The organism is Verrucosispora sp. WMMA2121 (assembly GCF_027460185.1).
Lineage (GTDB): Bacteria > Actinomycetota > Actinomycetes > Mycobacteriales > Micromonosporaceae > Micromonospora > Micromonospora palythoicola.
The window spans coordinates 4,679,445-4,692,999 of the sequence record NZ_JAPZBH010000006.1 but is presented as its reverse complement, the minus strand read 5'-3'; the positions used below and the strand labels follow the sequence as shown (position 1 = coordinate 4,692,999).

Here is a 13,555-nt window from a genome sequence, read left to right as displayed (position 1 = left end):
AGGCTCCTGTCTTTGGTGACAGTTTCCCGTACGAGGGATCACCCCCGCGTGCGCGGGGAGCAGAGCGTCACCACCCGCGAGATGCCGCGGATCGCGGGATCACCTCCGCGTGCGCGGGGAGCAGATGAGCCGGGAGTCCTGGAGCGCGTCCCCGATGGGATCACCCCCGCGTGCGCGGGGAGCAGGGGGTGGGCATCAGCCACACCAGCGCCGCCGCGGGATCACCCCCGCGTGTGCGGGGAGCAGAGCACCAGCTCCACGGTCAGCGTCGGGAACTCGGGATCACCCCCGCGTGCGCGGGGAGCAGGTCAGTACCGGGTTCGTCGAGTTCGGGTCAGGGGGATCACCCCCGCGTGCGCGGGGAGCAGTTCGCCGCCCGACTCGGCCTGCGCCGCGACTGGGGATCACCCCCGCGTGCGCGGGGAGCAGGATCAGCGCGGCTGGATGCTCGCCCTGGACGCCGGATCACCCCCGCGTGCGCGGGGAGCAGCGGCTGGCGCTGCTGGAGCCGGAGAACGCCGAGGGATCACCCCCGCGTGCGCGGGGAGCAGGCAGCGTTGTACGACGGCGAACCCGCCGTCTCGGGATCACCCCCGCGTGCGCGGGGAGCAGATCGACGGCTGGCGGCGAGGGTTGCGGTAGCCGGGATCACCCCCGCGTGCGCGGGGAGCAGGGACTTGTCAACGACGGCTGAAAACGGGCTCTGGCACACATTTTGTGAGTCGCGCTCGTCGGTAGTTCGGCTTGGGTGCCGGGATGGAGATCATCCCGGCGTTGCTGCCGCACCTGACTGGTCTGCGGCTGGAAGCGGTGGTGATCCGGGCCGTCGGGGTCAGGATCAACGCGGCGACCCAGACGGTGCGGGCACGTTGTAGCGCCTGCGGGACCTGGTCGACCACTGTGCATGGTCGCTATGTGCGGCGGCTGGCTGACGTCAGGCTGGGTGGGCACGAGGTGCTGGTCGCGTTGACGGTCCGCCGATTCACCTGCGTGAACACCGAATGCGGGCGGCGGACGTTCGTCGAGCAGGTCCCCGGCCTGACTCGTCGCCATGCCCGTCACACCGTGGTGGCGGCCGGTGACCTGGTGGCCGTCGCGGTGGCGTTGGGCGGTCGACCGGGCAGCCGGCTGGCGCAGCGGTTGGCGGTGTCGGTGTCCCGCTCGACGTTGATCCGGATGATCCGCCGAATGCCCGATCCGCCGCCGACGACGCCGACAGTGCTGGGCGTGGATGACTTCGCCCGCCGTCGGGGCCACCGCTACGCGACCGTGCTGCTCGACATGCACACGCGCCGGCCGATCGACGTTCTGCCCGACCGCACCGCCGACACCCTCGCCGCGTGGCTGCACGACCATCCCGGTGTTCAGATCATCTGTCGGGATCGAGGCGGCAGCTATGCCGACGGCGCCCGCAAGGGAGCACCCGACGCGATCCAGGTCGCCGACCGGTGGCACCTGCTGAAGAACCTCAGCGACACCGTCGAGAAGGTCATCCGTGGGCACCGCCGATGCCTGCGCACCCACCCCGAACCGACATCTGCCCTGGTCCCGCCGGCCGACGAGCCGGTGAAAGCGGGGCGTCGGGCGGCGAACACCCGCCAACGCCACGCGGCCGTGCACGCCCTGCGAGCCGAAGGACTGTCGATCAAAGCAACCGCCCGCCGCCTCGATATGAACGTCAGAACCGCCCGCAAGTACGCCCACGCCACCACCGCCGAGGCGTTGATCGGCCCGAACCCCAGCAACCGCCCCAGTGTCCTCGCCCCGTTCCACTCCTACCTTCGGCAGCGGCTCGGCGACGGCGTCCACCAGACGGTCGACTTGCACGCCGAGATCCTGGCCCGCGGCTATCAGGGCAGCCTGCGGGTGCTGCGCGACTGGCTCGCCACGAACCGCGACCGACCCATCCTGCCGACTGCATGCCGGGTGCCGTCGGCCCGGCGGATCACCGCCTGGATCATGCGACCCGGCCACAAGCTCACCGACGACGACCACGCTGACCTCGCCGACGTCCGACGCCGCTGTCCGGACCTCGACGCTGTCGCCGGCCTCGCCCGCGGGTTCGCCGCCCTGGTCCGCCACCACGGCACCGGGCAGCAGCTCGACGCCTGGGTCGACCGCGCCCGCCACGCCGGCTACCCCGAGATCCGCGGCTTCGCCGCCGGCCTCATCAGCGATCGCGACGCCGTCGTCGCCGGCCTCGCCCAGCCTTGGAGTTCAGGTCCGGTCGAGGGCCAGGTCAACCGCATCAAGACGATCAAGCGACAGATGTATGGCCGCGCGAGCCTCGACCTCCTCCGCAAACGCGTCCTCGCCACCCTGTGAACCACCGCCAAGATCAATCACAAAATGTGTGCCAGAGCCAGTCTTCACGCGTCGCCGACAGGACTTGAACCACCCACGCTGCTGTGCCATCCGGGATCACCCCCGCGTGCGCGGGGAGCAGTTGAACATCCGCAAGGTTGATGTCCCAAACTCGGGATCACCCCCGCGTGCGCGGGGAGCAGTGGTGGGCGAGCTGGGGCGCGGTGCCGGGCGTGGGATCACCCCCGCGTGCGCGGGGAGCAGGCTTGGAATGCGGCCGAGTCGTCGGTGGTGCCGGGATCACCCCCGCGTGCGCGGGGAGCAGGCGCTCCGGCCGGTGTCCCGCGGCGCCCGGTGAGGATCACCCCCGCGTGCGCGGGGAGCAGTTCTCCCCGCTGGTCGCCGCCGCCCTGTGGACGCAGAAGGATCACCCCCGCGTGCGCGGGGAGCAGGCGAAGCCGGCCCCGGGTGACCGTGCGGCACTGGGATCACCCCCGCGTGCGCGGGGAGCAGGCGCTTCTACTCATCGCCGATGATCACCACCAGGGATCACCCCCGCGTGCGCGGGGAGCAGACCCCCACCCGCTCCATGCGCCTCGGTGACGTGGGATCACCCCCGCGTGCGCGGGGAGCAGGAGTGCACGCGCTGCGGTGCCGGGCCGGGCTGGGGATCACCCCCGCGTGCGCGGGGAGCAGTTGTCGGCCGGCACATCGCGGCCAGACGAATAGGGATCACCCCCGCGTGCGCGGGGAGCAGACACCCGCTGCGCCTCACCCGACACCTTGCCGGGGATCACCCCCGCGTGCGCGGGGAGCAGGTTTTCTCGGCGGTGGCGGTCGCTGCTACGTGGGGATCACCCCCGCGTGCGCGGGGAGCAGGTGGCCGGCGGCGCGGCGGCCCTGTTCGGTCTGGGATCACCCCCGCGTGCGCGGGGAGCAGGCGTTTCCGCGCTGCATGATCTCCTGCGAGTAGGGATCACCCCCGCGTGCGCGGGGAGCAGATCAACCTGTCCGCAGCCGGGGCGGACAACACGGGATCACCCCCGCGTGCGCGGGGAGCAGACTTCCTGACCTGCGGTACTAGAGATCAAGTACGCCGTTTTCCTTCACTTTGCTTCGCAAGATCGTCTAGCTCCTTTGTCGTTGGTAACGGGTCGGGTGCGGGGTGCGGGGTGCGGCGGAAGTTTGGGGTTCAGCGTAGCGGGTGTCATCGTGAGGATCACCGCTGAGCGAGTCGAGTAGATCGGCTGTTGCGGGTGGTGCTGAGCGTCAGGAAGTGCTGCCGGACACGATGGAGTTGCCGTGAGGACTGTGCAGATCCGCACCTACAGGGTGCGTGAGGGGCGGTTGGACGAGTGGGTACGGGCGTGGCAGACCTTGGTCGTGCCGTTGCGGCGAGAGTTCGGTTTCGAGGTGCACGGGTCGTGGGTGGACCGCGAGCGCGATGCCCACATCTGGGTCATCTCCTACGACGGTGATCAGTCGTTTGAGGAGGCGAACGCCGCCTACTGGGCGTCGCCGCAGCGCGAGCAGCTCGGTGTGGATCCGGCGGAGTTCCTCGTCGGCGAGGAGGTCCGCACGGTGGAGCAGGTGCTCTAGCTTTCGATTACGGGCAGCAGGTGGGCGCGGCGTTCGTCCTTGGTGAGGGAACGGAACACCCGGGCCCGCGCGGTGTCGGTCAGCGTCTGCAGGTCGACGTCGACGACCCAGATGCGGGCGGTGGCGTCGACCGAGCCGGTGACCACGTGCGACCCGTCCGCGAGCCAGGCCAGGCAGGTGACCGGGTCACGGTGGACGCCGATCACCTGGCCGTCGTCGGTTTGAGTGTCCCACCGACGTACGGTGCGGTCGTCACCGCCGGAGGCGAGATAGCGGCCGTCGGGGGAGTAGGCGACGGCGCGTACCCGTCGGTCGTGGCCGGTGAGGACGCGGGCCGGCATGTCCGGCTCGGTGGGTGACCAGATGCGGATGGTCCAGTCGGCGGAGCAGCTGGCGAGGTGGCGTTCGTCGGGTGCCCATGCGACGCCGTCGACGTAGTTCTGGTGGCCGGCGAGCAGTCGGCCGGCGGAGGGGTTTTCCATGTCCCAGACGCGGATGGTGCGGTCGTCGGAGCCGGAGGCGAGGTAGCGGCCGCTGGGTGACCAGGCGAGTGCGCCGATCCAGTCGGTGTGGCCGCGCAGGTAGCCGACGACTGCACCGGCGTGTACGTCGATGAGGTAGATGGTGTTGTCCTTCGCCCCTGCGGCGAGCCGTGATCCGTCGGGTGAGAAGGTCAGGGATTCGATCTCGACGCCGTCGTTGCGTAGGGCGGTTTCGCCGCCACTGTCGAGCAGGCGCAGCGAGCCGTCCTGCGCCGCCACGGCTAGCCGGCTTCCGTGGCTGGCCATCGCGGTTACCCCTGCGGGAACCGGGTGGATGGTGCCCTGTCGGCGTCCGTTCCGGTGCCAGCGGCGAATCGTGCCGTCCGCCGACCCGGTGACGATGAGGCCCTGGTCGTCGACGATCAGCCCGGTGAGGGCGGCGCGGTGCCCGGAGAGGAGGACCTGTTCGGCGCCGCGTGGGCGCAGTGCCCAGATGCGGGCGGTGGCGTCGGCCGAGCCGCTGAGCACTCGGGCACCGTCGGGGCTGACGGCGACGCACCAGGCCGTGTGCTCGTGTCCGCGCAGCTCGGCGACTTCGCGCAGCCGGTCGGTGTCCCATACACGGATGGTGCCGTCGCCGGTGGCGAAGGCGACCTGCTGGCTGTCCGGCGTCCAGGCCACCGACCAGACGGTGTCGCGTTGCCCACCGATGACGCTGTGCTGCGTGCCCGTGGCCGCGTCCCAGATCCGTACCGTGTGGTCGGCGGATCCGCTGGCGATCCACCGCCCGTCCGGGGAGTAGGCGACGGCCTCGACGAGTTCGAGGTGGCCGCGCAGCGTCGCCGCCGGGCCGCCGGCTGCCGCGTCCCAGACGATGAGCGTACGGTCGTGCGAGGCGGTGACCAGGCGTGCCGAGTCGGGTGCCCAGTGCACGCCCCACACGTCGCCGCTGTGTCCGGTCAGCGTGTCGTGGGATGTCCAGGTGGCGGTGTCCCACAGGTGGACGAGACCGTCGCGGCTGGTGGCGGCCAGTCGGGTGCCGTCGGGAGAGAACGCGACCCCGCGTACGCACTCATCGCACGCCAGGACCGTGACCAAGGTGCCGCTGGTCACCTCCCAGATCCGTACCGTGGCGTCCCTCGATGCGGTGGCGACGTGGGCGGAGTCGGGGGAGAAAGCGATGGCTTCGACCATGTCGGTGTGGCCGGGCAGCACGGCGGCGACGGTGCCGGTAATGGCGTCCCACAGCCGTGCCGTGCCGTCGCGGGACGCGGTGGCGACCAGGCTCGCGTCGGGTGACCAGGCCACGCCCCGGACCGCATCGGTGTGTCCGGACAGCACCGCCTCGACGTGGCTGAACGCCAACGCGGACATCAGCGCCTGCGCGGCGGCGGGAGTGGTGGGACACTCCGTCAACGCGGCCGTGGTCAGCAGGACTGCCAGTTCCGGGTACCGGTCGACGTTGGCCAGCGCGTAGCGGCCGATCGACTCCGACACACGGCGCAGGAAAGCGGTGTCGCGGCGACGCGACGCGTCGACCAGAGCGTACGCGGTGGGGCTGTCCTGCCCGGCCGAGCGCATCGCCTCCAGCCACTGCCCGGCCAGCGTCAGCCGATCTCCGGTCAGCAGGTAGTCGGGGCTGCGGCCGGAGCGCTGCCAGTCCGCTGCCCACCGCTCCAATTCGGTACGCCGTTTCAGATGCTCGGCCCGCGTCTCAACCTCTTGGCGCAGCGGCGCCCACTGCCGGAACAACGCCTCGTGCGCCACCTGCACGTAGGGGTCGCCGTCGGCGGCTGAGGTCAGCAGCCGGGCGTCGGTGAAGACGTCCACGATCCGCCGCTGCTGGGCCGACAGCTCGGCCAGCGGCACCCGACGCCGGGTCGGTTCGCCACCATCCATCGACACCAGACGCAGCAGGGTGGACAGGATCAACTCGACGTCGTATCTGGTGCGCAGCTCGGCCAGCACAGTGTCCGCCTGCCGCGCCAGCGCCCCGGCAACCCCACCCGACTCCTGGTACCGCTGCCGAGTGATCACGTTGCCGGCGCCAACGGCCAGGTACAGCTCCTGCAACAGGTACGCCAGCAGAGGCAACGCGTCCGGCGTGCCGGTCTCCTCGACGATCCGGTCGACCAGCCCCGGCTCGAAACTCATCCCCGCCAGCCGAGCCGGCTTCTCGACAACGCTCACCAACTCGCCGCGCCGCATGGTGCCTACCGCCACGGGTGCGGCGAACAGTCGCGCGTGCTCACCGGCGAGCAACTCGGCCAGGAACTCGATGCGCAGCGTCGCGATCACCCACAGCCGGCGGTCCGCGTCGAGTGCCGTGGCCACCTGGTCGAGGAACAGGGTCCGCTCGGCCGGGCCGGACAGGGTGACCAGTTCCTCCAACTGGTCGAGGATCAGCAGCACCCGACCGTGCCGGTTGCCGACCTTCGCCCGCCACGCCCGCACCGCATTGGCGAACGCGTCGGTCTCCGACCACATCTCGCGCAGCGCGGCCTGCCGCTGCCCACCGGTCAACGTCGCTACCAGCCCCGCGAGCCGGGCAACAGGTTCACCCGCCGGGGCCAGCGAACCGAGCAGCTGCCACCGCTGTCCACGCAGCCGAGGCACCACGCCGGCGTGCACCAGCGACGACTTCCCGCTCCCGGAAGCCCCAGTGATGCAGACGAAACGCGTCTCGGTGTCGGTGGTGAGCCGGTGCATGCGGCGGACCAGATCCGTAGCCAGCTCGTCGCGACCGAAGAACACCGCCGCATCCTGCTCGGTGAACGCCGACAGTCCCGGATAGGGCGAACGATCACCGTCCCAGGTCGGCTTCGGGGTACGAGGGTTCTCCCACCACAGAATCAGCGCATTACCGCCGACCAGCACCAGCAACAACACGATCAGCGCCGGCCCAGCGACCACCTCCACCCAGGCGAACAACCCGGAACCGGCAGCCGCATCCGTGGCCAGGCTCGTCGTCACCTCAAGCAGCACCGCGAGCAGAAGCACCGACAATTGCAGCGTCAGTGACGAACGCCGACCGTGCCGCAATCTTCCTCCCCCATGGACGGACGAACGTGTCGCACCAGCGTTCACGGTAGTCGACCGAATGCCGAACGTGACAGCCGGCGGCTCGGCACTCGACGCCGGATCCGGTAGGCGCCGGAAGCAGCTGCCGGTCGAGTAATGTGCCTTCCCCATCTCGGGATCACCCCCGCGTGCGCGGGGAGCAGCCGAGGCTTCAACTGGAGTCTGCGGCGGACGTGGGATCACCCCCGCGTGCGCGGGGAGCAGCGCGCCGGATGCCGGCACTGCACCTGCGAGCAGGGATCACCCCCGCGTGCGCGGGGAGCAGGTGGTTGAGGGCGGCGTCCGGATCGTCTTCGGAGGATCACCCCCGCGTGCGCGGGGAGCAGGAGCAGCAGTCCGCCCGCGGCGGTCACCGGGAGGGGTCACCCCCGCTTGCGCGGGGAGCAGGTCGAGATCATCCGGTGTCGCATGTCCGCGATGGGATCACCCCCGCGTGCGCGGGGAGCAGCAAGGGTTATCGATGGGGCGCTACCGGACCGGAGGATCACCCCCGCGTGCGCGGGGAGCAGGGCGAGCGTGACCGGCCCAGTGGTCACGCTGCCGGATCACCCCCGCGTGCGCGGGGAGCAGCGCCACCAGCGGTCCAGGAACTCGGTGTGATTGGGATCCCCCCCGCGTGCGCGGGGAGCAGGCCTGGCTGCGACGGCAGCTCGACGCCGACGAGGGATCACCCCCGCGTGCGCGGGGAGCAGTAGGCGGCGCGGGCGGCGAGTTTGGCGTCGATGGGATCACCCCCGCGTGCGCGGGGAGCAGAACAGCTCGACCTACGACTACAGCTGATGCGGGGGATCACCCCCGCGTGCGCGGGGAGCAGGCCGCGCCGAGTCCGGCGGGACGTTGCCGTCCGGGATCACCCCCGCGCATGCGCGGGGAGCAGCCGATGGTGGTGAACACGAAAAGACCAGGCCGGGGATCACCCCCGCATGCGCGGGGAGCAGGTGACGCTACACGCTCTCGTTCACATGAGCACGGGATCACCCCCGCATGCGCGGGGAGCAGTTCCACTGCGCCGTCAACGCCCTCGGCGACCGGTGGATCACCCCCGCATGCGCGGGGAGCAGCTGGAGCAGACCTACGACGTGTTCCGGGAGCAGGGATCACCCCCGCATGCGCGGGGAGCAGAGTACGTGGTCGGGGACGAACCCGTCGGAGAGGGGATCACCCCCGCATGCGCGGGGAGCAGGGACCCGCCAGCACCGGCCGCAGCTCGTAGCCCGGATCACCCCCGCATGCGCGGGGAGCAGGGAGAGGGCCAGAGCACGGGCAACGGCAACGACGGATCACCCCCGCATGCGCGGGGAGCAGGCGACGCGCGGCGCGCCACTGACGCAAGATCGCGGATCACCCCCGCATGCGCGGGGAGCAGTCCGGGCCGCGCAGCAGGCAGGGCAGGCCGGGGGGATCACCCCCGCATGCGCGGGGAGCAGGATCCGCCACTGGCGAGCGTGAACGTGACGGCGGGATCACCCCCGCATGCGCGGGGAGCAGACTTTTTGATCTGCGGCGCTATAGATCAACTACACCGATTTTGTTCACTTTGGTTCGCAAGATCGGCCCTTCCGGAATGCGCTGCAAGGTGACGCGTGAGTGTTGAGGTGCGGTGGGATCAGCGTACCGGGCGCGGACGACAGGCCGCTGATTCAGACGGCTCGCTCTGGGATGACCAGTTTCGGTCGTCGCTCACGGTTGCCGGACCGTCCAGATCCGTCGTGGTCTGGCCAGGATGTGAGGCCGAGGGTGCCCGATGTCAGGGCGTCGCTGATCTCGCGGGCGAGTGTGGTTCCGGTTGCTGATGCTCGTTCCAGGGTGGCGCGGAACTCGACGAGTTGGCGGAAGGCTTGGCCGTACGCGTGCTGTTGTTCGAGTGCTACGACCGGGATGGACAGTCGGCGGACGTCGATGCGCATGGCCCCGTTGCCGGTGCTGGCGGCGCGGCCGGCGATGCGGAGGTTGTCGGTGCGGGAGATGACGCCGGCGATGAACCACGGGTCGAAGCGGGTGGTGTCGACGCGGATCAGTTGGGTGCCGGGGCCGAGTTCGGCACCGACCTGTTCTGGGGTGGCTACTCGGGCGGTGATTCTGCGGCCGATGACGGGGACGAGGATGTCGCCGGGGCGTATCTCCGGTCCTGGTTCGTCGTCGGCGGTGCGGGTCGTCGTGCCGGTGGCGGGGCTGCCGGAGAGGATGTCGGCGGTGGTCAGCACGACGGCGGTGGCGGTGGTGCCTGTTGAGCGGCTGCGTGCGGCGGCGCGGTGCACGGAGATGCTGCCGGAGCGGATGAGGTCGGCGACGTCGGCTTGTGGGGCGTCGCGCAGGGGTATGTCCGGTGCCTGTCGTACTGCCGGCAGGCCGCGCCGTAGCTGGTCGAGGAGCTGGTCGAACTCGCTGATGTGGGCGATGACCTGGGTCGGGTCGGCTGTGAGGTCGCTGGTGTGTGGGAGGTGGCGTTGTGGGGTGAGGTCGACCTGGTCGTCGAGGACGTCGATGGCGGGCACGGTGCGGTGCACGCCGGGCAGTTCGGCGTACGCGGGTGAGTGGTAGGCGCTCCATGCGGTGGCCACGGTGTCGGTGAGCGGCCGGTCGGGTGCGGCGGTGGTGTCGACCACGAGCAGGTCGCCGGGCGGTGGCTGGTGGGGGTCGGGTTGGGTGAGCACCCAGACGTGTAGTCCGATGCCGGTGGGTGGCATGAGTCCGGCGGGTAGGGCGACGATGGCGCGTAGCGCGCCACGGCGGATCAGTTCGGCGCGGACGCGGCGGCCGGCGGGGCGTGACGCGGCGGCCGGGGGCATGAGCACCACGGCGGTGCCGCCGGGTGCCAGGTGGGCGAGGGCGTGCTGTATCCAGGCGAGTTCGGGTTCGGTGCGTGGGGGTAGGCCGTAGGTCCAGCGGGGGTCGTAGGCGAGCTTGTCGTGGCCCCATTCGTGGACGCCGAAGGGGAAGTTTGCCACGACGACGTCGGCTCGCAGGTCGGGTAGTGCGTCGGCGAGCAGGCTGTCGCCGACGTGGACGACGGGTGGCGCGGCGTCGGGCACGCTGCGTCGGACGCGTAGGTGCAGCAGCCACAGCCGCAGCAGGGTGATCAGGGCGTACTGCGGGTTGATTTCCTGGGCGTGGCACCGGGTTGCCGTGCCCCGTGTCAGGGCTTGGTCGGCGGCCATCCGCAGGATCGAGCCGGTGCCGCTGGTGAAGTCGAAGGTGACGTCGCCTCGCCCGGCGAGGGCCAGCATCACCTCGGCGACGCTGTCCGGTGTCCCGGCCAGGCCGGACATGGAGTGGGCCGAGGAGACGTAGCGGTTGTGCAGGTGTTCGAAGGCCGCTTCCGGGCCCTGTTCGGCACCGAGTTGGTCGACGGTGCCCAGCAGGGTGCTGAGTTGTGCGGTCCACTGTTTCGGCAGCAGCGGGCCGACCATTGTGGCCAGGTTGGGGTCGAGGGCGCGCAGCCGGGTGACGAGCTGCCGGGGTGTCGGCAGGCCAGCGTCGGGGGCAGCGGCCTGGTCGGCACGGACGAGCAGGAGCGCGCCGGCGATGCCGAGCGCATCGCTGATCTGGGCTGCGGGCTGGTAGCTCTCGATGTGCCGCCAGGCCCACTCGTCGGTGCCGGCCTGGTGCAGCCGGCCGTGTCGGCGTAGCCAGTGCTCCACCTCGACGGCGTCGAATGACGGGCTCGCCGGGGTGCCGCCGACGGGTGTGGGGAAGTCGGCGTAGCGCCGTCGCCAGTTGCTCACCGCGGCCCGGCCGACGTTGGCCAGTCGGGCGATGCCGCTGGCGGTCAGGGTGGTCTCGCTCGGGGCCAGCGTCGGCTCTGTCGTCACGCGTGAACGGTAGCATAATAATCGGGATTGTGTACCCGGTTTACAGGCGCTACAGTTTCGGTCGATCAGTTCACAACCTCGGGGAGGTTTCCCATGCCACGTCGTGGGCGTAGCACCACCGTCGGAAAGATCGCCCAGCTCTGCCAGGCCCGTCGCGCCTCCGAGATCCGGATGCTCGGCGAGCTGCTCCGTCGCGAGCAGCACACCGAGACGCGCGATGGCGCCTGCCCGCAGCCGGCGCGGGTCAGCGCGACACCGCGCTGACCCCGCTTATCCGCACCGACCGAATCCCGTCGACCTGAGGAGGACCATGAACACCCTTGCGCGAACCGACGCCGTCACCCGTTGCGTCCCCGTGCTTCCCGCCGGTCGCGTACGTCTGTCGCGGCGCGCGGCGCTACGCGCCCGGCACCCCGTCCCAGGCGTACGCGCGAGTGCGCCTTGACCCCGTCGTCGGCGCGGCCGTCGCCGACGCGTACGTGGCGGCTCCGCAGCGTGACGAGCGGGCCTACGCCGCCTACGCGGCGTTCTGCCGGGAGACCGTCGCGCAGTACCACCTGCTGGTGGGGCGGACGGAGTTCGGTGGGCTGGGCGTGACGGTGCGCATCGTCGACGAGGATCCGTACCCCGACGTCGAGTCGATGATCGACGACGTGCGGCAGCGTCGGTTGAAGGTCTTTGCCAGCGCGGCCAGCGGAAATCCCCATCCGTATCTCAGCGACGGGGAGAACGACATGTTCCGCGCGGTCCACGACGTGTTCGGGCACGCGGCGAGCGGCCGGGGGTTCGACCGGCACGGCGAGGAGGCGGCCTGGTTGAAGCACAGCACGATGTATTCGCCGCTGGCGGTACGCGCGATGACGACCGAGACGCGGGGGCAGAACTGCGCCCAGATCTTCCGTTACGGGGGTCGCCGGTTCGCCGAGCAGAAGGCGGCGCTGCTGCCCCGGCTGTTCAGCGATCCGCGTCTGGCGCGTACTGCTGCGGCAGCGCAAGCGAGTCGGCTCGTTCCGCGCTGAGCCGGGCGATCTCCTCGCGTAGCTCCCGCACGGCCGGGTGATCCGGCCCGTCCACCCGCTCTCGGCTCTCCAGCAGGGTCGTGAGCTGTCGCACCGCCCGGTCGTGCTCGCCGAGCGCCAGATGGGTACGCGCGGCACGCAGACGAAGATCGAACACCTGGGGATCGTCGTCGCCGTGCTGGCGGGCCCGGTGCTCGGCGAGCCGTCGCCACTGCCGGGCGGCGGCGCGGAACTCGCCTGCGGCCTGCATCTGCTCGGCCTGCCGGATAGCCTTGTCCACCTCCACATCGGATGGCCCGAGGACCGGCGCGACGGGTGCTCCGCGGTGCGGCGGGGTGCGCCCGACGATCGCCGCGTACGCCTGGACCGCGGTGACGGACTCGTCCAGCACACCCGGAATCGGCGGCAGATCCGCAGCCAACGGGGCCAGCACGCGGTAGACGTCGGCGGCGCTGTCCGGGCGGTCGTCGGGGGTGGGTGCCAGCAGCGCGTGCACCAGGTCGTCGAGCGCCGCCGGGGTGTCGGGTCGTAGCGTGGCGGGCCGGGGCGGGGTAGCGGCCACCTGCCGCCGCACAGTGGTCATGGTGGTCAGGCCGTCGAAGGGGGCAATGCCGGTGAGCAGGTCGAACAGGGTGGCTCCGAGACCGTACAGGTCGGCGCGGTGGTCGGTCGGCTGGCCGAGGATCTGCTCCGGTGCCATGTAGCCGATCGTGCCGAGCGCCTGCCCGCTCTGGGTGATCCGGGAGTAGCGGTCGTCGTTGGGGATCGCGGCCAGGCCGAAGTCGAGTACCTTCACCGCGCCGCTCGGTTCCAGCATGGCGTTGCTGGGCTTGATGTCGCGGTGCACGAGTCCGAGTCGTTGGGCGGCGAGCAGGACGCTGCTGATCTGGGCGCCGATGGCGGCCACCCAGCCGATCGGGAGTGGACCGTGTTCGGCGACCAGGTCCGACAGGGCGACACCATTGATCTTTTGAAGGACCGCGTAGGGATGGCCGGCGTGTTCGCCGAGGTCGTAGACGGCGGGTACGCCGGGGTGGTCGAGGCGGGCGGTGAGCAGTGCCTCGCGGCGGAAACGGCGGACCAGATCCAGGTCCGTGGCAGCGACGAACTTGACGATCACCGGCCGGTCGAGCAGCGCGTCATGGGCCGGCCAGACCTCACTCATTCCCTTGTGGGCCAACGGATATCGGGCCAGCCGATAGCGGTCCTTGAGGCTCGTGCTAGGCACCACGGGGCTCAGCATAACGACCGAAGCGGT

At 70.8% G+C, this 13,555-nt stretch carries 7 protein-coding genes and 4 CRISPR repeat arrays (1 of these 11 running past the window's edge); of the genes, 4 read left to right on the top strand and 3 right to left on the bottom strand.

Annotated features, from left to right (window positions below):
* A CRISPR array of direct repeats spans window positions 1–673; the repeat unit is 29 nt; unit sequence GGGATCACCCCCGCGTGCGCGGGGAGCAG (it extends 149 nt beyond the left edge of the window).
* An 83-nt stretch (window positions 674–756) separates the two neighbouring features.
* The gene (locus O7605_RS29885) at window positions 757–2,325 is read left to right on the top strand and encodes an ISL3 family transposase (protein ID WP_269742311.1); all 1,569 of its coding nucleotides are present in this window, start codon (window positions 757–759) and stop codon (window positions 2,323–2,325) included.
* Between the two features lie 92 nt (window positions 2,326–2,417).
* Window positions 2,418–3,366: direct repeats of the CRISPR family, unit length 29 nt; unit sequence GGGATCACCCCCGCGTGCGCGGGGAGCAG.
* A 240-nt stretch (window positions 3,367–3,606) separates the two neighbouring features.
* Window positions 3,607–3,903 (top strand): NIPSNAP family protein, encoded by a 297-nt coding sequence (locus tag O7605_RS29880; protein ID WP_269742310.1) that lies wholly within the window; start codon window positions 3,607–3,609, stop codon window positions 3,901–3,903.
* Here the strand turns inward: O7605_RS29880 and O7605_RS29875 are convergent.
* Both O7605_RS29875 and O7605_RS29870 read right to left on the bottom strand, forming a co-directional pair.
* Complete coding sequence (locus tag O7605_RS29875) at window positions 3,900–7,385, bottom strand: nSTAND1 domain-containing NTPase (protein WP_443083975.1); 3,486 nt, start codon at window positions 7,383–7,385, stop codon at window positions 3,900–3,902. The two genes, O7605_RS29880 and O7605_RS29875, sit on opposite strands and share 4 nt — an antisense overlap.
* Before the next feature lie 195 nt (window positions 7,386–7,580).
* Window positions 7,581–8,280: a CRISPR direct-repeat array (repeat unit 29 nt; unit sequence GGGATCACCCCCGCGTGCGCGGGGAGCAG).
* 94 nt (window positions 8,281–8,374) lie between these two features.
* A CRISPR array of direct repeats spans window positions 8,375–8,954; the repeat unit is 29 nt.
* 152 nt (window positions 8,955–9,106) lie between these two features.
* A complete protein-coding gene (locus O7605_RS29870) occupies window positions 9,107–11,278 on the bottom strand; it encodes an N-6 DNA methylase (protein ID WP_269742308.1) in 2,172 nt (723 codons plus the stop codon).
* Window positions 11,279–11,371: 93 nt separating this feature from the next.
* Between O7605_RS29870 and O7605_RS29865 the strand changes: the two genes are divergently transcribed.
* On the top strand, window positions 11,372–11,542 hold the full coding sequence (locus O7605_RS29865; RefSeq protein ID WP_210940623.1) for a hypothetical protein: 171 nt from the start codon (window positions 11,372–11,374) through the stop codon (window positions 11,540–11,542).
* 170 nt (window positions 11,543–11,712) lie between these two features.
* Window positions 11,713–12,297 carry a hypothetical protein gene (locus O7605_RS29860; RefSeq protein WP_269742307.1) on the top strand — a complete coding sequence of 195 codons (585 nt, stop codon included), beginning with the start codon at window positions 11,713–11,715 and terminating at the stop codon, window positions 12,295–12,297.
* On the opposite strand, the gene O7605_RS29855 is transcribed toward O7605_RS29860, so the two are convergent.
* The gene (locus O7605_RS29855; protein WP_269742306.1) at window positions 12,233–13,528 is read right to left on the bottom strand and encodes a serine/threonine-protein kinase; all 1,296 of its coding nucleotides are present in this window, start codon (window positions 13,526–13,528) and stop codon (window positions 12,233–12,235) included. The genes O7605_RS29860 and O7605_RS29855 overlap by 65 nt on opposite strands.
* Window positions 13,529–13,555: the final 27 nt, after the last annotated feature.